The 20,608-nt window shown below is 68.5% G+C and carries 23 protein-coding genes, 1 tRNA gene and 1 pseudogene; 4 read left to right on the top strand and 21 right to left on the bottom strand.

The window, feature by feature from the left end:
• The 5 genes and pseudogenes from ABGB01_RS37545 to ABGB01_RS37525 all read right to left on the bottom strand — a co-directional run.
• Positions 1-615 (bottom strand): annotated as a pseudogene (locus ABGB01_RS37545) (DNA-directed RNA polymerase subunit beta); the annotation flags it as partial.
• A 435-nt stretch (positions 616-1,050) separates the two neighbouring features.
• A complete protein-coding gene (locus ABGB01_RS37540) occupies positions 1,051-1,548 on the bottom strand; it encodes a hypothetical protein (RefSeq protein WP_347778327.1) in 498 nt (165 codons plus the stop codon).
• A complete protein-coding gene (locus ABGB01_RS37535; protein ID WP_347778326.1) occupies positions 1,545-2,045 on the bottom strand; it encodes a hypothetical protein in 501 nt (166 codons plus the stop codon). Before ABGB01_RS37535 ends, ABGB01_RS37540 begins: the two co-directional genes overlap by 4 nt.
• A gap of 205 nt (positions 2,046-2,250) precedes the next feature.
• Positions 2,251-3,252 (bottom strand): ABC transporter ATP-binding protein, encoded by a 1,002-nt coding sequence (locus tag ABGB01_RS37530; RefSeq protein ID WP_347616797.1) that lies wholly within the window; start codon positions 3,250-3,252, stop codon positions 2,251-2,253.
• Positions 3,253-3,341: 89 nt separating this feature from the next.
• On the bottom strand, positions 3,342-3,905 hold the full coding sequence (locus tag ABGB01_RS37525; protein ID WP_347778325.1) for a TetR family transcriptional regulator: 564 nt from the start codon (positions 3,903-3,905) through the stop codon (positions 3,342-3,344).
• Here ABGB01_RS37525 and ABGB01_RS37520 point away from each other — a divergent pair.
• The gene (locus tag ABGB01_RS37520) at positions 3,897-4,274 is read left to right on the top strand and encodes a hypothetical protein (RefSeq protein ID WP_347778324.1); all 378 of its coding nucleotides are present in this window, start codon (positions 3,897-3,899) and stop codon (positions 4,272-4,274) included. The two genes, ABGB01_RS37525 and ABGB01_RS37520, sit on opposite strands and share 9 nt — an antisense overlap.
• 10 nt (positions 4,275-4,284) lie before the next feature.
• Here ABGB01_RS37520 and rplL read toward each other — a convergent pair whose 3' ends face one another.
• The 8 genes from rplL to ABGB01_RS37480 all read right to left on the bottom strand — a co-directional run bounded on the left by rplL (position 4,285) and on the right by ABGB01_RS37480 (position 9,181).
• Positions 4,285-4,680: a 50S ribosomal protein L7/L12 gene (gene rplL / locus ABGB01_RS37515; protein ID WP_132518411.1), complete on the bottom strand. Its 396-nt coding sequence runs from the start codon at positions 4,678-4,680 to the stop codon at positions 4,285-4,287.
• A 69-nt stretch (positions 4,681-4,749) separates the two neighbouring features.
• Positions 4,750-5,274 carry a 50S ribosomal protein L10 gene (gene rplJ / locus ABGB01_RS37510; protein ID WP_132518409.1) on the bottom strand — a complete coding sequence of 175 codons (525 nt, stop codon included), beginning with the start codon at positions 5,272-5,274 and terminating at the stop codon, positions 4,750-4,752.
• A gap of 238 nt (positions 5,275-5,512) precedes the next feature.
• Complete coding sequence (locus tag ABGB01_RS37505) at positions 5,513-6,331, bottom strand: LppX_LprAFG lipoprotein (RefSeq protein ID WP_347778323.1); 819 nt, start codon at positions 6,329-6,331, stop codon at positions 5,513-5,515.
• Between the two features lie 270 nt (positions 6,332-6,601).
• The gene (rplA, locus tag ABGB01_RS37500; protein ID WP_347778321.1) at positions 6,602-7,321 is read right to left on the bottom strand and encodes a 50S ribosomal protein L1; all 720 of its coding nucleotides are present in this window, start codon (positions 7,319-7,321) and stop codon (positions 6,602-6,604) included.
• A 62-nt stretch (positions 7,322-7,383) separates the two neighbouring features.
• The gene (gene rplK / locus ABGB01_RS37495) at positions 7,384-7,815 is read right to left on the bottom strand and encodes a 50S ribosomal protein L11 (RefSeq protein WP_132335276.1); all 432 of its coding nucleotides are present in this window, start codon (positions 7,813-7,815) and stop codon (positions 7,384-7,386) included.
• Positions 7,816-7,935: 120 nt separating this feature from the next.
• Entirely contained in the window at positions 7,936-8,703 is a 768-nt protein-coding gene (gene nusG, locus ABGB01_RS37490) for a transcription termination/antitermination protein NusG (protein WP_347778319.1), read from the bottom strand.
• An 81-nt stretch (positions 8,704-8,784) separates the two neighbouring features.
• Complete coding sequence (secE, locus tag ABGB01_RS37485; RefSeq protein WP_347778317.1) at positions 8,785-9,030, bottom strand: preprotein translocase subunit SecE; 246 nt, start codon at positions 9,028-9,030, stop codon at positions 8,785-8,787.
• Between the two features lie 78 nt (positions 9,031-9,108).
• A tRNA-Trp gene (locus tag ABGB01_RS37480) sits at positions 9,109-9,181 on the bottom strand.
• Between the two features lie 178 nt (positions 9,182-9,359).
• Between ABGB01_RS37480 and ABGB01_RS37475 the strand changes: the two genes are divergently transcribed.
• On the top strand, positions 9,360-10,568 hold the full coding sequence (locus tag ABGB01_RS37475) for a pyridoxal phosphate-dependent aminotransferase (RefSeq protein WP_347778315.1): 1,209 nt from the start codon (positions 9,360-9,362) through the stop codon (positions 10,566-10,568).
• Positions 10,569-10,577: 9 nt separating this feature from the next.
• Here ABGB01_RS37475 and ABGB01_RS37470 read toward each other — a convergent pair whose 3' ends face one another.
• Positions 10,578-11,129 (bottom strand): hypothetical protein, encoded by a 552-nt coding sequence (locus ABGB01_RS37470; protein ID WP_347778314.1) that lies wholly within the window; start codon positions 11,127-11,129, stop codon positions 10,578-10,580.
• Between the two features lie 45 nt (positions 11,130-11,174).
• Positions 11,175-11,858 carry a hypothetical protein gene (locus ABGB01_RS37465; RefSeq protein ID WP_347778312.1) on the bottom strand — a complete coding sequence of 228 codons (684 nt, stop codon included), beginning with the start codon at positions 11,856-11,858 and terminating at the stop codon, positions 11,175-11,177.
• 92 nt (positions 11,859-11,950) lie between these two features.
• Between ABGB01_RS37465 and ABGB01_RS37460 the strand changes: the two genes are divergently transcribed.
• Positions 11,951-12,976 carry an adenosine deaminase gene (locus ABGB01_RS37460; RefSeq protein ID WP_347778311.1) on the top strand — a complete coding sequence of 342 codons (1,026 nt, stop codon included), beginning with the start codon at positions 11,951-11,953 and terminating at the stop codon, positions 12,974-12,976.
• On the opposite strand, the gene ABGB01_RS37455 is transcribed toward ABGB01_RS37460, so the two are convergent.
• Positions 12,965-14,029 (bottom strand): hypothetical protein, encoded by a 1,065-nt coding sequence (locus tag ABGB01_RS37455; protein ID WP_347778309.1) that lies wholly within the window; start codon positions 14,027-14,029, stop codon positions 12,965-12,967. The genes ABGB01_RS37460 and ABGB01_RS37455 overlap by 12 nt on opposite strands.
• Positions 14,016-14,555 carry an RNA polymerase sigma factor gene (locus ABGB01_RS37450; protein ID WP_347778307.1) on the bottom strand — a complete coding sequence of 180 codons (540 nt, stop codon included), beginning with the start codon at positions 14,553-14,555 and terminating at the stop codon, positions 14,016-14,018. The genes ABGB01_RS37455 and ABGB01_RS37450 overlap by 14 nt, the downstream gene beginning before the upstream one ends.
• 124 nt (positions 14,556-14,679) lie before the next feature.
• On the opposite strand from ABGB01_RS37450, the gene ABGB01_RS37445 reads away from it, so the two are divergent.
• Positions 14,680-15,423 (top strand): methyltransferase domain-containing protein, encoded by a 744-nt coding sequence (locus tag ABGB01_RS37445; RefSeq protein WP_132637921.1) that lies wholly within the window; start codon positions 14,680-14,682, stop codon positions 15,421-15,423.
• Between the two features lie 37 nt (positions 15,424-15,460).
• Here ABGB01_RS37445 and ABGB01_RS37440 read toward each other — a convergent pair whose 3' ends face one another.
• The 4 genes from ABGB01_RS37440 to ABGB01_RS37425 all read right to left on the bottom strand — a co-directional run bounded on the left by ABGB01_RS37440 (position 15,461) and on the right by ABGB01_RS37425 (position 20,567).
• Positions 15,461-16,348: a carbohydrate ABC transporter permease gene (locus tag ABGB01_RS37440; RefSeq protein ID WP_347778305.1), complete on the bottom strand. Its 888-nt coding sequence runs from the start codon at positions 16,346-16,348 to the stop codon at positions 15,461-15,463.
• Positions 16,348-17,232: a sugar ABC transporter permease gene (locus ABGB01_RS37435; protein WP_347778303.1), complete on the bottom strand. Its 885-nt coding sequence runs from the start codon at positions 17,230-17,232 to the stop codon at positions 16,348-16,350. Before ABGB01_RS37435 ends, ABGB01_RS37440 begins: the two co-directional genes overlap by 1 nt.
• Positions 17,233-17,235: 3 nt before the next feature.
• The gene (locus ABGB01_RS37430) at positions 17,236-18,486 is read right to left on the bottom strand and encodes an extracellular solute-binding protein (RefSeq protein ID WP_347778332.1); all 1,251 of its coding nucleotides are present in this window, start codon (positions 18,484-18,486) and stop codon (positions 17,236-17,238) included.
• Between the two features lie 209 nt (positions 18,487-18,695).
• Positions 18,696-20,567 (bottom strand): acyl-CoA dehydrogenase family protein, encoded by a 1,872-nt coding sequence (locus ABGB01_RS37425; RefSeq protein WP_347778301.1) that lies wholly within the window; start codon positions 20,565-20,567, stop codon positions 18,696-18,698.
• Positions 20,568-20,608: the final 41 nt, after the last annotated feature.

Below are 20,608 nucleotides of genomic sequence, written 5' to 3'. Positions count from 1 at the left end.
GACGCTGTCGCGCTTGTCGATCTCGAACTCCAGCCAGGCACCCCGGGACGGGATGACCTTGCAGCCGTACAGATCCTTGTCGGACGTCTTGTCGACGTTACGTTCGAAGTAGACGCCGGGCGAACGGACCAGCTGCGAGACCACGACACGCTCGGTGCCGTTGATGATGAACGTGCCCTTCGGCGTCATGAGCGGGAAGTCGCCCATGAACACCGTCTGGCTCTTGATCTCACCGGTGGTGTTATTGATGAACTCCGCCGTCACGAACATCGGGGCGGAGAAGGTCATGTCCTTGTCTTTGCACTCGTCTACGGAGTACTTCGGCGGCTCGAACCGGTGGTCGCGGAACGACAAGGACATGGTCCCCGAGAAGTCCTCGATCGGACTGATCTCTTCGAAGATCTCTTCGAGACCCGACTGGGTCGGGACGTCCCTGCGCCCGGCCTGGCGAGCCGCCTCTACCCGGGCCTTCCACTTCTCGTTGCCGAGCAGCCAGTCGAACGACTCGGTCTGCAGAGCGAGAAGGTCAGGAACTTCGAGAGGCTCCTGGATGCGCGAAAATGACACGCGACGGGGACCAGCGGGTACGGCGGAGGCGTTGCGCGAGGCTGCCAACAGATGTCCTTCCGAGGGCTCGCGGCGGACTGACTACACGCACGCCAGACAACCTCGCAACGTGAGCAAGCATCACGGGTCGTCAAAGGGCAGCGCAAAGGGGCAGTGTAGCCGAACGGCACACGCCTGTCCACTTCACTCTCGCTGCATGCTCCACGTTGGTCGCAGCATCGCCCGTTCAGGCGGATACGTCAAGCCCACAAGCGCGACTTTTAGCCGACTAGGGGCCCGGACGCAGGGTTTTCTCCCCTGTGTGACCGATCGCCTACCGCCAGGCCCAAGACGATACCCGCGAACGGGGGCGGTTAACGCTCTGTCACACCGAGGGCCGAACCCATGCCGGCAACCGGTGTAGCTGTGACTGAGGTACCCCTGGCATTGACCGCCCTAAACCTCTTTTTTGATAACAATTGACGGACGCGGCGCGCCGGAGCGTCAGGCGGTCCCGAGCAGGGTCGACAGATCGGCCACCAGCCATCGGGACTCTTGCCGAACCATCACCAACCTTGCCCGGTTCTGAGTGAACCCTTGCTGGGGCCCGTCCTTGCCGGAAACCTCCTTGACCGTACCCGTGTTCACGACGAGCAGAACCTCCACCCGGTCGGGTTCTGCCCGCTCGACGCCGGCCCCCGCCACGGACACGGTCTGGATGATCCTCTGGGCCTTCGCCCTGGACGCCAGGCTCGTTGCCAGCTGCCCGTAGTAGGTGGTCAGTTCCCCCGTGGTGTGCTCCTTCGCGCGCGCCAGATCCTTCTCCACCGTCCGGTAGTCGTACGAGAGCAGGTCAGGCGCCACCCTCTTGGCGGCGGACAGCGCCTCCGCCGCGGCCTCGTCTGCGGCGCGCAGGGAGCGCAGGTCGAGCCACATCACCGGGACCAGCACCCCCGCCACGGCCACGAGGAAGCCGAGCAGCGCGATCGTGAAGATCCTCATGTGACCTGCACCACCTTCGACACCAGCCAGGTGCCGCCGGTCCTGGTGACGTCCATCGACCACCGGTAGTACCGCTCCTGCGGCGGGTTGTCCGAGCCGTCCCAGCGGATCTCCACGTCGGCCACGACCAGCACCTTCGCGACGGCTCCCGTCATCGAAACCAGCCCGGCCGCGCGCAGGACGCCGTGCTGGACGACCTTGTTCGCGACGGTGGTCGACCGGAGCTTGCCGGCGTCGGCCTCGTATTCGGCCCTTGCCGGTCCGGTGGAGGTGTCGAGGATGCGCTTCATGTCGTCGTCGACGGTGCGGTGGCCGAGCGAGATCAAGTCGATCGCGTGGGTGCTCGCCGCCTCGAGCGCGGCCTGCTTGTCGTCCGCCCTGGCCTGCTCGTCGCGCGTTTGCGCGGCGAGCCACACGCCCGTGCCCATGAGCGCCACCAGCACCCCGCCGAGTGCCGCGATGAGGATGCGAGCGGGCCGAACCGCGAGCCCTGCCACGACACGCTCACCCCTTCCACGGCCGGTCGCCGGGATCATAACCCGGCACGCGCGCGTGGGGCCCCTCAACCAACCGAGGCGGCATTTCACCAGCTCATAACGAGTCAGCCGAAAACCCGTGAATGCCCCTGGCCGGGCCTGAGAGCCCCGCTGAGGCATCGGCGACGCACATCGCCTGTCGAGTGGTCGCCCCGCCGCCTGTGCGCTATCTGGCGCCGTGGAGGTGGGAGTTGACCAGGCGTGGATACTCCTCCAGCCAGTTGCGGCCGCGCTCGTCCACGAACGAGCCCTGCGGCGGGATCACGCCGTTGGCCGCCAGCCACGTGCCGGGCGGCCGCTGGCTGTGGCGGATCGAGTTGTCGCTCGGCATAAGCTGCGGCGGGATCGGGGGCAGCGCGCCGGGGTCGTGCCCCAGCAGCGCCTCGGCCTCCAGCTCCGAGACGTCCTTCTCCTCGGACATGCCGATCGGCCCGTGCTTCCTGGCGTTGAGGAACTGGCGCACCACCGGCTCGTCGCTCGACAACAACATCTCGCGCGGGCCGAACATGACCAGCTCGCGCCTGAAGAGCAGGCCGATGTTGTCGGGGACCGTGCGGGCGGTGTTGATGTCGTGGGTCACGATCAGGAACGTCGCCTCGATCTCGGCGTTGAGATCGACGATGAGCTGGTTGAGGTACGCGGTGCGCACGGGGTCGAGGCCGGAGTCGGGTTCGTCGAACAGGATGATCTCAGGGTCCAGCACCAGCGCCCTGGCCAGCCCCGCCCGCTTGCGCATGCCGCCGGAGATCTCCCCCGGCAGCTTCGACTCGGCGCCGAGCAGCCCGACGAGCTCCATCTTCTCCATCACGACCGCGCGGATCTGGCTCTCGGACTTCCTCGTGTGCTCGCGCAGCGGGAAGGCGATGTTGTCGTAGAGGCTGAGCGAGCCGAACAGGGCGCCGTCCTGGAACAACACGCCGAACAGCCTGCGCAGCTCGTAGAGCCTGCCCTCGTCGCAGCGGGCCAGGTCGTAGCCGTCGATCCAGATGTGGCCGCGGTCGGGCCTGAGCAGGCCGACGAGGGACTTGAGGAAGACCGACTTGCCGGTGCCCGAGGGGCCGAGCAGCACGGAGATCTCGCCGGGCGGGAGGGTGAGGGAGACGTCCTCCCAGATGACCTGCCGGCCGAACGACTTGGTCAACCCGTCGACCACGACTTCGACGCCCACTGGCCACCTCGGCATTCCGGGGGATGTGGCCCCACGGTAACGGCGATCCGCCTGATGTGAACCCGATCCGGCAACTTGTTACGGGCCGGTTATGAGACGTCGGGTCCAGTAAGCGCGCGCAAGCTGGGACGGAGCAGCCGGGCGATCTCCTCCGGCGGCACCCCGCGCAGCTCGTCGAGCTCGAGCAGCTGGTTGCCCACGGTCACGCCGACCATGACCGTCGTGATCAGCGCGGCGCGCAGCCGCGCGTCCTCGCCGGGTATGGACTCCGCGAGCCGGTCGATCTGCGCGCCCAGCACCTGCCGCGCCGACGCGGCGGCCTCGGGGTGCGTGAGCATCGACCGCATCATGGCCAGCGAGCCCTGCGGCATCTCGCCCAGCTTCACGCCGAGAGCGCCGAGCAGCCGCTCGACCACGTCCTCCGCGCCCTCATCCGTGTCGGAGGCCGCCGCCACGCGCACCGACTGCTGGAAGAGCTCCTGCTTGCTGCCGAAATATTGCATCACGAGGGCGGGGTCGACCTCGGCCGACCTGGCTATGGCCCTGATCGTGGCGCGCTCGTAGCCGACTTCGGCGAACAACGCCCTGGCCGCGTCGAGGATCCGCCCTTCGGTCCTGCGCCGCCTCTCGGCCCGGGGTAGCACATGCTGCACAAGTCCCCGGACGAGCTGGCCGTCCTCTACGCGGAGACCGGTCCGTACGAGTTCCCGTTCGGCGGGCTGCCGCCGTTCAGGGGACGCGAGGAGGTTCGTACGGGCTACCGCGGCATGTGGGACCGGATGCCCTTCGCGGTGCGAGAGGTGCGCCGGCGTGCCCTGCGGCGTACCGACGACCCGGAGGTCGTGGTGGTGGAGCAGGACGCCGTCGTCGACGTGGGCGGGGAGATCGTCCACACCAGGGACTACATGGACACCGGCGCCGTCACGCGGGTCCGGTCGGCGGGGGCACCCCCGCGAACGCGAAAAGAGGCGGACGCACCCGGCACCAGGGTGCAGCCGCCTCTTTCCGAAGAGCAAGCGTGAAGGGGGAAAGTTACTTCACGGTGACGGTGGCGCCGGCACCCTCGAGGGCAGCCTTGGCCTTCTCCGCCTGCTCCTTGTTGACCTTGCCGTCGAACACGGGCTTGGGAGCGCCGTCGACCAGGTCCTTGGCCTCCTTGAGGCCCAGGGACGTCAGGGCGCGGATCTCCTTGATGACCTGGATCTTCTTGTCACCGGCGGCCTCGAGGACGACGTCGAACTCGTCCTGCTCCTCGGCAGCGGGGGCCTCGGCGCCGGCGCCACCGGCGGCGGGGGCGGCGGCGACCGCGACGGGCGCGGCGGCCTTGACGTCGAAGACCTCTTCGAACTGCTTCACGAACTCGGACAGCTCGAGGAGGGTCATCTCCTTGAACGCGTCGAGCAGCTCGTCGGTGCTGAGCTTCGCCATGATGCTTTCCTTACGTTAGGACGTGCTGAGAACTAGGAACGGGACCGCGGAGTTGCGGCAACCCCCGTGTTACTCGCCGGCCTCTTCGCGCTTCGCGCGCAGGGCGTCGGCCAGCTGGGCCATGTTGGTCGGCAGCGCGGCGAACATCGCGGCAGCAGCGCTCTGCTTCGCCTTCATGGCGCCGGCCAGCTTCGCGAGGAGGACCTCGCGGGACTCGAGGTCGGCAAGCTTGGTGATCTCGGTGGCGTCAAGCGTCTTGCCGTCAAGGACGCCGCCCTTGATCACCAGAAGGGGATTGGCCTTGGCGAAGTCACGCAGACCCTTGGCCGCCTCGACAACGTCGCCGTTGACGAAGGCGATCGCGGTCGGACCGGTGAGCAGGCTGTCGAGGCCCGCGAGACCGGCCTCGTCGGCCGCGATCTTGGTCAGGGTGTTCTTCGCCACGGCGAACTTCGCATTCTCACCGAGAGAGGTGCGCAGCTCCTTGAGCTGGGCGACGGTGAGACCGCGGTACTCGGTCAGAACGGCGGCAGCGCTGCCCTCGAACTCGTTCTTGAGCTCGGCAACCGCTGTCGCCTTATCCGCCCTCGCCATGGGCCTCCTTCCAGATGTGCCACCGGCGAAGGCCCCTGACATGAGAACAGCCCCGAGCGCAGGGCGCACGGGGCTCACGCACACGGATCACACCATGTGGGAAACTCGTATCACACCTGCGCGGGCCGTCCACATGATGTGGATCCTTCGGTCGCCAGGCTTTGAGGCACCTGACGACGACCGGCGGTCTTCGGCAACGACCAGACTACGTGCTGGCCGCCGAGTTTCCAAATCGTTCTCAGCTGGTCTTGCCCTTGGGCAGCTCACCCACCTGGTCCGCGGGCGGCGCCTCGATGGCGACCGGCTCGTTGAACCCCTTGAAGAACAGGGTGGCGTCGAGCGTGCCGCCCTCCTTCGAGCCGTTCAGGGTCAGCTTGCGCGGCAGGCCGTCGGCGGCCACCCAGATGTCGAACTTGACGTCCTTCAGCTCCGCCAGGCCCGTCCTGGCGTGCTCCTGCTTGTCGGCGGGAAGCTGCTGGACGGCCGCGTCGACCGGGAAGGTGCCGCTGTAGTGGGTGGTGTCCTCGCTGTTGACGCTCTCGTTGCCGACCGACTTCACGTCCTGCGAGGCCGTGATGAGCTTGGTCATGTTACCCAGGTCGAACTGCTGGATCTGGGTGAGCATCTGGTTGACCTGGTTGGAGTCGGCCATCCCGCTGAGCGGGACCTTGATCCACGGCTTGGTGGCGCCCACGAGGTCGTTGAGCGCCTCGACCTTGACGTAGACGGTGTCGCCCTGGAGCACGGCGCGCGCGCCGCCCGGCAGACTCCTGCCTCCCATGTCGGCGGTGTCCAGGGTGAGGTCGACGGCGAGCTGGGGCTTGCTCTGGTAGAGCATGCGACCCTGCACCTTGCCGGTCCCCTCCTGGGGATGCGTCACGTTGACGACGGCGTCGACGGTGTAGCTGGTCACCTCCGCGGTCTTCTGCGCGGCCTGCGAGAGGACCTCCGAGGCGGCCAGGTTGACCTGGATGGGCTGGGCGTTCGATCCACAACCGGCGACCGCTGCCACGACGAGCGCGGCGCCGGCCGCGGAGAGACTTATGCGCTTCAGCATGTTTTGACCTTACGTTTAAGTTCCGCCGCCGTGGCGCCTTCCCCGGACAAATAAGGGAAAACCCAGGGTTAACCCTCACAGCCCTCACACATCTCCTTCACAAGTGGTGCCCCGCCGCCCGGCACCCCACGCCTCGACGGCCCCCGCCCCGAACCCGACGGTGCAACTCGCACGAACCTCGCAGCTTCGGGAAAACCCGAGACGGCGGCGACAACGAAAGAGCCCCGCCCTGAACAAGGGCGAGGCTCTTCGGCGAGAAAATGCGGAAGGTCAGGCCTCCAGGTCGGCGGTGAGGCCGCGGGTGACGTTGGGGTCGACGGGAACGCCGGGGCCCATCGTCGTGGAGAAGGTGACCTTCTTCAGGTAGCGACCCTTGGCCGCCGACGGCTTGAGACGCATCACCTCGTCAAGGGCGGCGGCGTAGTTTTCGATGAGCTGACGCTCGTCGAACGACGTCTTGCCGATGACGAAGTGCAGATTGGCCTGCCGGTCGGTGCGGAACTCGATCTTGCCGCCCTTGATCTCCGTGACGGCCTTGGCGACGTCGGGCGTCACGGTGCCGGTCTTGGGGTTGGGCATGAGGCCACGCGGGCCGAGCACACGGCCCAGGCGGCCGACCTTGCCCATCAGGTCGGGCGTGGCCACGACGGCGTCGAACTCGTTGAGCCGGTTGCCCTTGGAGATCTCGTCGATCAGCTCGTCGGCGCCGACGATGTCGGCGCCCGCCTCGCGGGCTGCCTCGGCACGGTCACCGGTCGCGAAGACCAGGACCCGGGCGGTCTTACCGGTGCCGTGCGGGAGGTTGACCGTGCCGCGCACGATCTGGTCGGCCTTACGAGGGTCGACGCCCAGCCGCAGTGCGACCTCGACGGTGCCCTCGAACTTGGTGGGCGACGTCTCCTTGGCCAGCTTCGCGGCGTCGGCGGGCGAGTAGAGCTTGTCGCTGTCGACCTTGGCGGCTGCGTCTTTGTACGCCTTGCTGCGCTTCATGTCTTGTGACTCCTGAGTGGTCTGCGGGCCCGCTGGGCCCTCCCACGAACGGGAAAAAGGTGTCAGTCGGCGATCGTGATGCCCATCGACCGGGCGGTGCCGGCGATGATCTTCTCGGCCGCCTCGACGTCGTTGGCGTTGAGGTCGGGCATCTTGGTCTCGGCGATGCTGCGCAGCTGCTCGCGGCTCAGCTTGCCGACCTTGTCACGGTGCGGGACCGCGCTGCCCTTGTCGAGACCGAGAGCCTTCTTGATCAGCTCGGGCGCCGGCGGCGTCTTCGTGATGAAGGAGAAGCTGCGGTCTTCGAAAATGGTGATCTCAACGGGGATGATGTTGCCCCGCTGGGCCTCGGTGGCAGCGTTGTACTGCTTGACGAAGTCCATGATGTTGACGCCGTGGGGACCGAGGGCGGTGCCCACGGGCGGCGCCGGGGTGGCCTGACCGGCCGGCAGTTGCACCTTGACGAGTGCGGCGATTTTCTTCTTCGGAGGCATGTGTCCTTCTCCGGGTCCTGATTGCGATGCTTGCCGGACTGCGGATGCAGCCCTGACATGTCGGAAGGCCACCCCTCGCGACAGGGCGGCCAGCCGAACGTCTAAGTGTAGGTGATCGTCCTAGATCTTCGAGACCTGGTTGAACGAGAGCTCGACGGGAGTCTCGCGGCCGAAGATCGAGACGAGCACCTTGAGCTTCTGCGACTCGGGGCTGATCTCGCTCACCGAGGCGGGCAGCGTGGCGAAGGGGCCGTCCATGACCGTGACCGACTCGCCGATCTCGAACTCGACGGTCGGGCCCGTGGTCGTCTTGGCCGCGGCCTTCTTGCTCTCCTCGGTCGGCTCCGGCGCCAGCAGCTTGGCGACCTCGTCGAGGCTGAGCGGGCTGGGCTTGTTGGACAGGCCCACGAAGCCGGTCACACCGGGCGTGTTACGGACGGCGGCCCAGGACTCGTCGGTCAGCTCCATGCGCACCAGCACGTAGCCGGGCAGCACGCGCTCCTTGACCGGCACCTTCTTGCCGCTCTTGAACTCCTGGACGGTGTGCGTCGGCACCTCGACCTGGTAGATGTAGTCCTCCATGTTGAGCGAGACGTTGCGGCTCTCGATGTTGGACTTCACGCGGTTCTCGTAGCCGGCGTAGGAGTGGATGACGTACCACTCGCCGGGCAGGCCGCGCAGGGAGCTCTTGAACTCCTCGACCGGATCGACGTCAGGAAGAAGAGCAGCATCGTCCTCGACGGCGGAAGCCTCGGCATCGGCTGCCTCGTCGCTCTCCGCGACCTCGGCCTCGGAGACGGCCGACTCGGCGGCCTCCTCGGCAGCCTCTTCCAGCTCGTCGCCCCACTCGCCGCGGGGCTCCTCGGCCGGAACTGAAGACTCGGACACGGTGACTCTTCCTCTTTCGTCTTGTCGTTTGCTCTCGTATCGAATGGCGACTCCGTCAGACGACACCGGCCGGGGGCTCGGTCAGGCTCCGCCGAAGATCCGCAGAACCAGCCATCCCAGGCCGCTGTCGAGCCCGTAAACGATCGCAACCATGATCAGAACGAATATCAGAACGACCGTCGTATAGGTGACGAGATCCTTGCGTGTCGGCCAGATGACCTTACGGAGCTCGTTGACGACCTGCCGATAGAAAAGGGCAGGTGAAGTGCGTGTCTTCTTTTCGCCACCCGGCTTGCCTGCGGTCTCGCCGCGCGTGTCGATCGCCACAGTCCTCACCTGAATCAGTCGTATCCAACGCAGTTTTGCGGCGCGCTTACACGCCCATTATTGCGCGGACCGCACTCGCAGGGCACGAGGGACTCGAACCCCCAACCGCCGGTTTTGGAGACCGGTGCGCTACCAATTGCGCCAGTGCCCTATGTCATCGACCAGACTACCCTGATCGACTCACTGCCTGGACCGAACCGCTCGCCGACATGCGGCGGAAGGACCACGCGAAAGCATACGGGGGAATGCCTGCCACGTCGAACCAGATCCTGATGGCCCAGGTCACGCGGGCGTGTGGCCTGCGAAGTGCCCCGTGGGAGCATGGACGCATGTCCACTCGATCCCGCATCTCAGCGAGAATTTCCGCGATCTCCGAGTCGGCCACGCTGGCCGTCGACGCCAAGGCCAAGGCCATGAAGGCGGCCGGACGTCCCGTCATCGGCTTCGGTGCGGGCGAGCCCGATTTCCCGACGCCCGGCTACATCGTCGAGGCGGCGATCGAGGCGGCCCGCGACCCGCGCTTCCACAAGTACACGCCGGCCGGCGGGCTGCCCGAGCTCAAGCAGGCCATCGCCGACAAGACGCGGCGCGACTCCGGCTACCAGGCCGAGGCGTCGCAGGTGCTGGTCACCAACGGCGGCAAGCAGGCCGTCTATCAGGCGTTCGCGACGCTGCTCGACCCCGGTGACGAGGTCCTCGTCGTGGCCCCCTACTGGACGACCTACCCCGAGGCGATCAAGCTGGCCGGGGGCACCCAGGTCAGCGTCGTGACCGACGAGTCCACCGGCTATCTCGCGAGCGTCGAGCAGCTCGAGGCGGCGCGCACCGAGCGGACGAAGGCGCTGCTGTTCGTCTCGCCGTCCAACCCGACGGGCGCCGTCCACTCGCGCGAGGAGACGGTGGCGATCGGCCGCTGGGCCGCCGAGCACGGGCTGTGGGTCGTCACCGACGAGATCTACGAGCACCTCGTGTACGGCGGCGCCGAGTTCACCAGCATCGCCACGGCCGTCCCCGAGCTGGGCGACCAGGTCGTGATCCTCAACGGCGTGGCCAAGACGTACGCGATGACCGGCTGGCGCGTGGGCTGGCTGATCGGCCCGTCCGACGTGGTCAAGGCGGCGACCAACCTGCAGTCGCACGCCACCTCCAACGTCTCGAACGTCGCCCAGATGGCCGCGCTGGCCGCGGTTTCGGGAGATCTGTCCGCGGTGACGGAGATGCGTGCGGCGTTCGACCGGCGCCGCCAGACGATGGTTCGGATGCTCAACGAGATCCCGGGCGTGTTGTGCCCGGAACCAAAGGGGGCGTTCTACGCGTACCCCTCTGTAAAGGAGCTGCTCGGCAGGGAGTTGCGCGGCCAGAGGCCCGCGTCGTCCGGCGAGCTGGCCGAGCTGATCCTGGAGGAGGCCGAGGTCGCGGTGGTGCCCGGTGAGGCGTTCGGCACCCCGGGATATTTCCGGTTGTCCTACGCGCTGGGCGACGACGACCTCGTCGAGGGTGTCAGCCGACTGGGCAAGCTGCTGGCCGAGGCCCGCTGAGGCCACCGTTCACTGGGCCACGCTCTGCGCGATCTCGGAGGCGAGGGGCCTGATCTCGGCGGCGAGGCCGGGTGTCGCGCCGATGTAGATGGCGGTGCCCGGCCGCTCCAGCCACATGAAGTTGCGCAGGCCGTTGCGCGTGGTCCAGTGCAGCGCCGGCCTGCCCCAGTACGCGCTCAGCGTCGACCTGGGCACCAGCGTCACGAACTGCTCGGCGGTGCGCACGCCGCACACCACGCCGACGTACAGGCGCTCGTCGTCCCGCAGCCAGGTCAGACCCCTGACCTTGGTCCGGCGCCGGAGTGATTCGAGGCGGCCGAACGAGCCCGCCCGTGCCAGGCCGGCGGGCGAGGCGGGAAAGTGCACCTCGGTCGAGCCGCAGGCCAGCGCGATGGTCCGGCGCTGGGTATCCGGTTCGGGGTGCGGCGACGCCGAGAACGCCGGCCGGCTGTCCGCGTCGGTGCCGGTGTCCGTCGGCGGCGCCTGGCCGGCGAGGGCGTCGCAGGCGGCCAGCCCCGGCATGAGCCCGCACACGAGGAGCACGGCTGCCGTACGCCGCATTGACCAACCCCCCATGACGTGAGTGCATATGCCGGGCAAAGGCTCCTAGTCTCCTACAGGAGCCCTGATCGAGGTCGCAATAGTGACCAGTTCACCGGCAAGAGAGTCGCTGACCCTGACCCACGCACCGGTGCCCGCCCGTTCCAGCCAGGCGATCATCCGGCCGCCCTTCAGATGCTCGCCCACCACGGCGGGCCTCCCCCGTACGGTGATGGCGCGGGCGTTCAGCACGGCGACCCGCTCGCGGTAGCGCGCCCAGCCGGCCGCCACGGCGCCCTGCTCGACCCGGGCCTCGACGAAGTCCCCGCCCGCGCTCCACCTGGCCCAGCGGCCCTCGACGCCCGGCTCCTGCCCGATCGCTCCGCCGCCGGAGCGCGCCAGCCCCGCGGGCAGGTAGGTGAGCCAGAGGTCGTCGGAGATCACCGCGAGCGCGGGCACCACGGCACGCCTGGCAGGAACGGCCGCCGCCGCCGCGGCCCGGTCCTCCGCCGCGGGCGTGGGCGTGCGGCCCTCCGCCGCGGTCACCCCCTCTCCGGCCGCGGTCGCGGGCGGGCGGTCGTCGGCTGGGGACGGTGCGGGAACGGGCTGCGGGGTCTCCACGGCGGCCCGCGGGGGACGGCCGAACCCTGAGGAGAAGAGACCGTAGATGATGAGGGCCGTCGCCGCGAACGCCAGCGCCGCCAGCGCCGTGCGCCATCCCTGCCTGCCGGCCCGAGCCTCGGGGATCATTCCTCGATGATCCCCCGTGAGGTCTCCCCCGTACCGCGTGTTCCCGCAGACTCCTGCCGCGATCCTTTCGGCCCTGGTGGCAAAATATGCGGATGCCAAGGCCCCTGCACGCGCTTCCCAAGGCCCATCTCCACCTGCACTTCACCGGATCGATGCGCCACTCGACGCTGATCGAGCTGGCCAGGGAGCAGGGCCTGCACCTGCCCGACGCGCTGGAGCAGGACTGGCCGCCGAAGCTGCGGGCCACCGACGAGCGCGGGTGGTTCAGGTTCCAGCGGCTGTACGACATCGCGCGGTCCGTGCTCACCCGGCCGGAGCATGTCTACCGGCTGCTGGCCGAGACCGCTGAGGACGAGGTGGCGGCCGGGTCGCGGTGGCTGGAGATCCAGGTCGACCCGTCGGGTTACGCGCCGCGGTTCGGCGGGCTGACGGCCACGCTCGAGCTGATGCTCGACGCGGCGGACCGGGCGGCCGAGCACGCCGGGATCGGGATCGCCGTGATCGTGGCGGCCAACAGGATCCGGCATCCGCTCGACGCGAACACGCTGGCCAGGCTCGCCATCCAGTACGCCGGCAAGGTGGTCGGGTTCGGGCTGTCCAACGACGAGCGGCGGGGGGCGGCGCGCGACTTCGAGCGGGCGTTCAGGATCGCCAAACGCGGCGGGCTGCTGGCCGTGCCGCACGGCGGCGAGCTGATGGGGCCGCGCAGCGTGGCCCAGTGCGTCGACGACCTGGGGGCCGACCGCGTCGGCCACGGGGTGCGGGCGGCCGACGACGAGTGGCTGATGCAGCGGCTGGCCGACCGGCAGATCTGCTGCGAGATCTGCCCCTCGTCGAACGTGGGGCTCGGGGTGGCCGAGCGGGACGCGGACGTGCCGTTGCGCCGGCTGTTCGACGCGGGGGTGCCCATCGCCCTGGGAGCCGACGACCCGCTGCTGTTCGGCACGCGGCTGCTGCGCCAGTACGAACTGGCCAGGGACGTGCACGGCTTCAGCGACGCCGAGGTGGCCGAGCTGGCGCGGCAGTCCGTACGGTCGTCGACGGCTCCTGAGGCGGTGCGCAAGGAGCTGCTGCAGGGCGTGGACGAGTGGCTGACGAGCTCGCCCTCACCCGAGTGACCTGGCGACGGCGACCGCCTCGTCCACGTCGCCGGCGCCTTCGAGCCGGTAGTTGAGCGTTCCCCGCTGCCAGACGAGGGTGGAGGCCGCCTGGCGCAGGGGCACGTGGGTGCCGTCCTGGCGCCTGATGTAGCCGAGGGGGTGCTCCCCGGGCAGCCACCAGGCGCTGTACGTGCCCACCATGACGTGGTCGGGCCACGGCGGGCCGAGCTGCTTGTAGAAGTACGGCCCCACCGCGCCGCTGAACTGGTCGAGCCGCACACCGCCCGGCCAGAACATCGACACCACCCTGCCGTGGTCGGCGACCGTGACGCGCCGCGGTTCCCCGAGCCTGGCCGGAATCCTGACCGCGAAGTCCACCAGCTCGGGGATATCGGCGAGGGACACCGTCCGCTCGGCGGGCAGGGACGTCCGGGTGGTGACCGGCTCGGGCGGGGTGTCACCGATCTCCACCTCGACCCCGGCGAAGCGCAGGATCGCCGCCACGGCGGCGCGACCTTGGGGGGTGGCGGCGGTGACGGCGAGGACGGCCACGACGGCGGCGGCCACGACCTTCCACCGCGCCCGCCTTCTCCCCGCGGTCCGCCGTCCACGTCCCGCCGCCCCCCGCCGACCGCTGTCCCGCCGGCCCGCCACCTCACGGGGGCTCTTGTCGCCTCCGGGGGCTCCCCCGCCGGACGTCCCGCCGAAGGACACCTCTGCCTCGGACTTCTCCCCGTCGGACCTCTCCCCCGAGGGCTTCTCCTCCTCGGAGTTCTCCGCGTCAGGCCTCTCGCCATGGGATTCCTCCCCCTGGGGCTTCTCCTTCTCAGGCGGTGCGAAGGCGTGGGTCGCGGAACCTGGGGTCCCCATTGCGGGTGTCCTGGAGCCGGAGAGCTCCTCGGCGGGTCGGTCCAGGGCGGGTGGTTCGGGAGCGCGCGGTTCGGGGGTGGGTTCGAGGCGGGCGCGTACGGCGGCCGCGACGTCGGAGTGAGGCAGGCCGGGGACGTCGATGAGGTCGCCGAGCGCCAGCAGTTCGGCCTCGAGGTCGTCGTACGGCTCAGGCGAGTTCATTGCCCACCCCCTTCCTCAGCCGGGCCAGCCCGCGGTGGGTGCTGGACTTGACGGTGCCGACGGGCCAGCCGAGCACCTGCGCGGTCTCCGCCTCGGTCAGCTGTAAGAAATACCGGCAGACGACGGCCTGGCGTTCCCGTTCCGGGAGATCGCGCACCGCCGCGAGGAGCCGGGTGCGCCGGTCGGCGGCGACGGCGGCGCCCTCGGGGTCGTCGGGCGCCGCCGCGTCGGCGATCGCCCCGAGCCGGAGCGCCAACTCTCCCCTGCGCCCTCGCGACCGGGTCAGGGTGTGCGTCTCGTTGGCGACGATGCGCAGCAACCACGGGCGGAACGGCGCGTCCCTGCGGAAACTCGCCAGGTGCCGGTACGCCTTGACGAACGCCTCCTGCACGACGTCCTGCGCTTCGTCGCCCGCGCCCAGCATGACGGCGGTACGGTGGGCGAGCGCGCTGTAGCGCGTGACCAGCGCTTCGTAGGCGGCCAGGTCACCGGTGAGCGAGCGCGCGATCGCCTCGTCGTCGTCCATGGCGGCTCAGATTCCATCGCATCCGGGCGGCGCGCGGAAGGGTGTTTCGCTGTTCAGGTGAACGTGGCCGTTGATCGGGGCATTAGACTCGGGCAATCCATCAGCCCCTAGAAGGAACGGGATCATGTCTTCTGGGTATGACCGTGTAGTACAACCGGCGGCCGGTGACGAGGCCCTGGAGAACCACCTAGGTGGGGACGAGGCCAAGAACTATCGGCAGTACGAGTTCGACATGGTCGCCCCGCATGTCGGGCGTTCGATGCTGGAGATCGGCTCCGGGCTCGGCCACTTCGCCGAGCAGTTCCTGCCGCGGCTCGACCGGCTCGTCGTGAGCGACTTCGACCCCTACTGCGTCGAGCAGTTGGAGAAGCGTTTCGCGGGCCGTGACGAGATCGATGTCCTGCAGTTCGGGCTGCCCACCGACATCCCGCTGGAGAACAAGGTCGACACCGTCGTCATGATGAACGTCCTCGAGCACATCGAGGACGACGCCGAGGCGCTGCGCTCGCTGGCCCGCGTGACGCTGCCCGGCGGGCGGATCATCATCTGGGTGCCCGGCTACATGCAGCTTTATGGTGACTTCGACCGCAAGGTGGGGCACGTCCAGCGTTACACGCCCAAGACGCTGGGCACCGCGGTCGCCAAGGCCGGGCTCGACGTCGAAGTGCTCAAGCCGATCAACTTCCTGGGCGGCATCGCCTGGTGGGCGGCCGTGCGCCGGGGCGGCGTCGGCTATCCCGACCCGCGCCTGGTCAAGGTCTACGACCGCACGGTGGTCCCGCTGACCCGCTTCATCGAGCGTTTCGTCCGCCCGCCGTTCGGCCAGACGGTGTTCTGCGTGGCGCGGGTGCCCAAGCCCAAGCAGTGACGGCGAGCCCTGCCGCGCGTGGCGGCCGGGCCGCGCGTCACTTGATGGACCCGGCGGTCAGCCCGCCGACCACCTTCCGTTCGATCAGCGCGAAGAGGATGATCACGGGGATGGTGGCGATCACGGAGCCGGCGAACAGGTTCTGCCAGTCGACCTGATACTGGCCGATGAACGAGTTGAGCGCCACGGTCAGCGGCTGGTTCTCCGGGGTCGTGGTGAGGGTCAGCGCGACCACGAACTCGTTCCACGCGGCGATGAACGTGAAGATCAGCGCTGTGATGACGCCCGGCAGGGCCAGCGGCAGGGTGATCCTGAACAACGCGCCGAACCGCCCGTTGCCGTCGATGAAGGCGGCCTCCTCCAGCTCGCGTGGGATCGAGGCGAAGTACGCGTTCAGGATCCACACCGCGAACGCCAGGTTGAAGCCGCCGTTGACGAGGATCAGCGACCAGATCGAGTCGACCAGCCCGAACTGGAAGAACTCCCGGTAGATGCCGACCAGCATGGCGGTGGGCTGGAACATCTGGGTGATCAGCACGAGGATCAGGAACGCCGTACGCCCCCTGAACCTGTGCCGGGCCGAATAGTAGGCCGCGGGCAGCGCCACCAGCAGCACGAGCACCGTCGAGCCCGCGGCCACCTTCAGCGTCACCCACAGGTTGCCTGCCAGGCCGCTGGTCCAGAAGTTGGTGAGGTTGGACCACACCCATTCCTCGGGCCAGAACGACACCTCGCGCAGCGAGTCCTGGGAGCGCAGCGAGGTGAGCAGCATCACCACGTACGGGAACAGGAACAGGAACGAGATGACGTACGCGGCGGCCGCGACGATCACGGTCTTCAGCTTCGGCATGCGGCGCGCCGCTCCGCGATCGGGGCGGACGTGGGAGCGGGGCCTGGTCCGCGGCGGCATGGTGTTGACGGCCATCACGTGACCTCCTTGTTCCAGCGGGAGACCTTGAGGAAGATCACGGTCAGCACGATCACCATGCCGAAGTTGACCACGGACATGGCCGCCGATTCTCCGATGTCAGAGCTTTTGAGGATGAACATGAAGATCGTGGAGGTGGCCGTCGAATAGCCGGGCTGCCCGTGGGTCATGGCCCAGATGATCGGGAAGCTGTTGAAGACGTTCATGACGTTGATCAGGGCCGCCACGGTGAGCGCGGGGCGCAGCAGCGGCAGCGTGATCGACCAGTACGTCCGCAGCCGGCCCGCGCCGTCCATCGTGGCCGCCTCGTAGACGTCGGACGGGATCGTCGCCAGGCCGGCCAGCAGCGCGTACGTGGTGAACGGCACCGACACGAACACCGCGACGAACACCAGCCACGGCATGGCGGAGGAGGCGTCGCCGAGCTGGTCTGCCGCCGCTCCGCCCATCGCGTCGATCAGCCCGAGTTTCACGCGGATCTGGTTGATCACGCCGACCTCGGGGTCGAGCATCCACTTGAAGATGATCGCCGTCATCAGCACCGACGCGGCCCAGGGCGCGATCAGCGCCCATCGGGCGATCTTGCGCAGCGGGAAGTGCTGGTTGAACAGCTGGGCCAGGGCCAGCGAGATCAGCACGGTGAGCACGACGACCGCGACCACCCAGACCACGCTGCGGACCATGATGTCGGCGAAGTCCTTCTCGCCGACCAGCTTCTCGTAGTTCGCCAGGCCGTTGCCCCCCTGGACGATGCCGAACCGGCTGATCTTGAGGAACGACGACCTGATCATCTCGATCACGGGCCAGAGCACGACCAGCGCGATGAGCAGCACGGCGGGCCCGACCCACGCGAGGGGCTCCAGGGCGCGCATCCTCTTCATGTGCTAGCCCGCCGCCTCGGCCGTCTTCTGGAGCTCGCCGAGGACCTTGGCCGGGTCGTCCTTGACGGCCCCGCCGATGGTCTGCTTGATCGCCGGGTTCACCACGGCCCACTTGGGGTCCTGGAACGGGTAGAAGCTGGCGTTCGGCAGCGCGTCGAGGAACGGTTTGAGCTTCTCGTCGCCCGACAGCTTCTCGATGCCGCCGTTGGTGACGGGCAGCAGTTTGTACGTCTCGGAGATCTTCTGGGCGGCGTTGCCGGTGTAGAAGAAGTCGAAGAACTTCTTGATCTCGGCGGCGTGGCCGTTCTTGTTGAACGCCATGATCCAGTCCATGACGCCGAGCGTGGTGTCGAGCGGGCCGGTCCTGCCGGGGATCGGGACGACGCCGTAGTTCTTCAGCCCGGCGGCGTCGAAGATCGGGATGGACATGGGGCCGCCGTTGACCATGCCGACCTTGCCGGCCCCGAAGTCCTCCCAGACCGTCTTGCGGTCCTTGGTGCCCGGGTTGGGGGTGGTCAGGCCAGCTTCGACCAGGCCCTTCATGTAGGTGAAGGTCTCGACGTTCTGCGGCGAGTCGATGACCCACTTGCCGGAGGCGTCGGTGTAGCCGCCGCCGTTGCCGAGCATCCACAGGAACGACTCGGCCTGGGCCTCCTCCTGGCCGAGCGGCAGGCCGAATGGCTGGGTGACGCCGGCCTCCTTGAGCTTGCCCGCGGCGGCCTTGAGCTCGTCCCACGTCTTCGGCGGCTCCTCGATGCCGGCCTTGTCGAAGAGGTCCTTGTTGTAGAACAGGGCGCGGGCGGAGGAGACGAACGGGATGCCGTACTGCGTCCCGTCGACCTTGCCGAACTCGGCGAACTTCTGCAGCATGTCGCCGGAGACGTTCGGCGAGAGCACCTCGTCCACCTTGTGGAGCAGGCCCTCCTTGACGAAGCCGGAATAGTCGCCGGTCTGCAGGATGTCGGGCACCTGACCGTTCTGGATCATGGTGGCGACCTGCTTGTCGATCTGGTTCCAGTTGATGACCTGGACGTCGACCTTGATGGTGGGGTTGGCGGCCTCGAACTCGTCGACGACGCCCTTCCAGAACGTCTCGCCCGAGTTCGGCTTGCCGGGGCCGTCGCCGTAGTCGGCGGCGACCATCTTCAGCGTGACCTGACCGTCGCCCGACTCCTGGGCGCCGCCGCCGGATCCGCAACTGGACAGGACCAGCACCGTGGCGAGGCCGAGAGCGGCGCCGCCCGCAAGCTTCATCTTCACTGGAGATACCGCCTTCTCGTCGGACGGGTGACGCTGGTCCGTACCAGCCAACGGACCCCGCCCAGGGGTTGGGGGGCGCGCGAGCCACAGCTCGACGCGTTCGCGTCACTGTAAGCCTGCGTTCGACAACCGGTCTATACCGGCTCGTATCAGTTCGGCAACACTCAGACCCGAGAAAGCTCCCATCCGGTCTAGACCGGATGTCAGAGGATTTTTCTCCGTACGTTCTCCCCGCCCTCCGGCGCACCGATCCACGGCCCGTCGATGGACGGGTCCAGCACGCCCTCCTCCAGGAAGTCGTAGCGGCCGTCGAGCACGTATCCGGCCAGCCGCGCGTCCTGGTGGTCGCTGTTGTCCCAGAGCCGGTCGAACAGCGCGTCGACGCGGTGCCGCGCCTGGTGGCAGAAGGTGTCGGCGAGCTCGTACGGGCGCTGCCCCAGGTCCTTGGAGTCCTCTTCCGCCTTGACACAGGCGGCCGTCATGGCGAACAGCTCGGCCCCGATGTCCACGATCCGGCCGAGGAAGGCCTGCTTGTGCTCCAGACCGCCCTGCCAGCGGGACATGCCATAGAAGGTGGAGCGGGCCAGCTTCCTGCTGGTCCGCTCCACGAAGCGCAGGTGCGCGGAGAGCGGGCCGAAGCCGGCGTACGCGGTGGGCAGGTTGCCGGTGCCGGCCACCAGCGTCGGCAACCACGTGGCGTAGAAGCGGCCGGCCCGGCGCAGGGCCTGGGCACGTTCCTGGCGGGAGGCGTCAGGGTTGATCAGCTCGCCGGCGGCCGACAGGTGGGCGTCCACCGCCTCCCGCGTGATCATCAGGTGCATGATCTCCGACGAGCCCTCGAAGATGCGGTTGATCCGGGAGTCGCGCAACATCTGCTCGGCGGGCACGCCTCGTTCGCCGCGGGCGACCAGCGACTCGGCGGTCTCGTAGCCGCGCCCGCCCCTCATCTGGACCAGCTCGTCGAGCGCCTGGTACGACAGCTCGGAGGCGAACAGCTTGGCCAGCGCCGCCTCGATCCTGATGTCGTTGCGCTGGTCGTCGGCCATGCGGCTGGTGAGCTCGCAGACGGCTTCGAGCGCGTACGCGGTGGCCGCGATGAAGGCGATCTTCGTGGCCACCGCCTCGTGCCTGCCGACCTTGCGCCCCCACTGCACGCGCTCGCTGCCCCACTCGCGGGCGATCTTGACGGCCCACTTGGTGTTGCCCGCGCACGTCGCGGGCAACGACAGCCGGCCGGTGTTCAGCGTGGTAAGGGCGATCTTGAGGCCCTGGCCCTCCTTGCCGATCAGGTTCTTCGCCGGCACCCTGACCTGGGAGAACTCGGTTACGCCGTTCTCGATGCCGCGCAGGCCCATGAAGCCGTTGCGCCGCCGGACCGTGATGCCCGGCGAGTCGGCCTCGACCACGAACGCGCTGATCTTCTTGCCGGTCCTCGCCATGACCACGAGGAGGTCGGCGACGACGCCGTTCGTCGTCCACAACTTGACGCCGTCGAGCACGTAGTCGTCGCCGTCGCGCACGGCCGTGGTCGACAGGCGGGCCGGGTCGGAGCCGACGTCGGGCTCGGTCAGCAGGAACGCCGAGATCTCGCCTCTCGCGCACCTCGGCAGGAACTCGCGCTTCTGCTCCTCGGTGCCGAACAGCTTGAGCGGCTGCGGCACCCCGATCGACTGGTGCGCCGACAGCAGCGTGGCCAGCGCGGGGCAGTACGAGCCGACGAGCATGAGCGTGCGGCAGTAGTACAGGTACGGCAGCCCGAGCCCGCCGTACTCCTTGCCGATCGTCATCCCGAACGCGCCGAGCTGCGCCAGCCCCTTGACCACCTCGTCGGGCACCTGCGCGGTCCGCTCGATGAGCGCGGGGTCGACCTCCGTGTCCAGGAAGCGGCGCATCGCCCGGACGAACTCCTCCCCCCGCCTGACCGCGTCGCCGGGCAGCGAGGGCACCGGATGCACCAGGTCCAGCCGGAAGTCTCCGAGGAAGAGCTGCTTGGCGAAGCTGGGCCGCGTCCACTCCGTCTCGCGCGCCTGCTCGCCGACCTCTCTGGACTCCGCGTACTTGGCGTGCTCGGTCATGGAACCTCCCGGCGTTGGGCCGTCCTGTGGTAGGAGTACTG

This window comes from Nonomuraea sp. B5E05 (genome assembly GCF_039880665.1).
In the GTDB taxonomy this organism is placed as follows: domain Bacteria; phylum Actinomycetota; class Actinomycetes; order Streptosporangiales; family Streptosporangiaceae; genus Nonomuraea.
The sequence above is the reverse complement of the archived record's forward strand: the minus strand, read 5'-3'. Positions and strand labels throughout refer to the sequence as shown.

Bases quoted from the DNA above. Each gene is read 5' to 3' on its own strand.
- ABGB01_RS37540 (WP_347778327.1), bottom strand. From the start codon at position 1,548: ATGAGGATCTTCACGATCGCGCTGCTCGGCTTCCTCGTGGCCGTGGCG.
- ABGB01_RS37520 (WP_347778324.1), top strand. From the start codon at position 3,897: ATGCTGCACAAGTCCCCGGACGAGCTGGCCGTCCTCTACGCGGAGACC.
- rplL (WP_132518411.1), bottom strand. From the start codon at position 4,680: ATGGCGAAGCTCAGCACCGACGAGCTGCTCGACGCGTTCAAGGAGATG.
- rplJ (WP_132518409.1), bottom strand. From the start codon at position 5,274: ATGGCGAGGGCGGATAAGGCGACAGCGGTTGCCGAGCTCAAGAACGAG.
- ABGB01_RS37505 (WP_347778323.1), bottom strand. From the start codon at position 6,331: ATGCTGAAGCGCATAAGTCTCTCCGCGGCCGGCGCCGCGCTCGTCGTG.
- rplA (WP_347778321.1), bottom strand. From the start codon at position 7,321: ATGAAGCGCAGCAAGGCGTACAAAGACGCAGCCGCCAAGGTCGACAGC.
- rplK (WP_132335276.1), bottom strand. From the start codon at position 7,815: ATGCCTCCGAAGAAGAAAATCGCCGCACTCGTCAAGGTGCAACTGCCG.
- ABGB01_RS37475 (WP_347778315.1), top strand. From the start codon at position 9,360: ATGTCCACTCGATCCCGCATCTCAGCGAGAATTTCCGCGATCTCCGAG.
- ABGB01_RS37470 (WP_347778314.1), bottom strand. From the start codon at position 11,129: ATGCGGCGTACGGCAGCCGTGCTCCTCGTGTGCGGGCTCATGCCGGGG.
- ABGB01_RS37465 (WP_347778312.1), bottom strand. From the start codon at position 11,858: ATGATCCCCGAGGCTCGGGCCGGCAGGCAGGGATGGCGCACGGCGCTG.
- ABGB01_RS37460 (WP_347778311.1), top strand. From the start codon at position 11,951: ATGCCAAGGCCCCTGCACGCGCTTCCCAAGGCCCATCTCCACCTGCAC.
- ABGB01_RS37455 (WP_347778309.1), bottom strand. From the start codon at position 14,029: ATGAACTCGCCTGAGCCGTACGACGACCTCGAGGCCGAACTGCTGGCG.
- ABGB01_RS37450 (WP_347778307.1), bottom strand. From the start codon at position 14,555: ATGGACGACGACGAGGCGATCGCGCGCTCGCTCACCGGTGACCTGGCC.
- ABGB01_RS37445 (WP_132637921.1), top strand. From the start codon at position 14,680: ATGTCTTCTGGGTATGACCGTGTAGTACAACCGGCGGCCGGTGACGAG.
- ABGB01_RS37440 (WP_347778305.1), bottom strand. From the start codon at position 16,348: ATGGCCGTCAACACCATGCCGCCGCGGACCAGGCCCCGCTCCCACGTC.
- ABGB01_RS37435 (WP_347778303.1), bottom strand. From the start codon at position 17,232: ATGAAGAGGATGCGCGCCCTGGAGCCCCTCGCGTGGGTCGGGCCCGCC.
- ABGB01_RS37430 (WP_347778332.1), bottom strand. From the start codon at position 18,486: ATGAAGCTTGCGGGCGGCGCCGCTCTCGGCCTCGCCACGGTGCTGGTC.
- ABGB01_RS37425 (WP_347778301.1), bottom strand. From the start codon at position 20,567: ATGACCGAGCACGCCAAGTACGCGGAGTCCAGAGAGGTCGGCGAGCAG.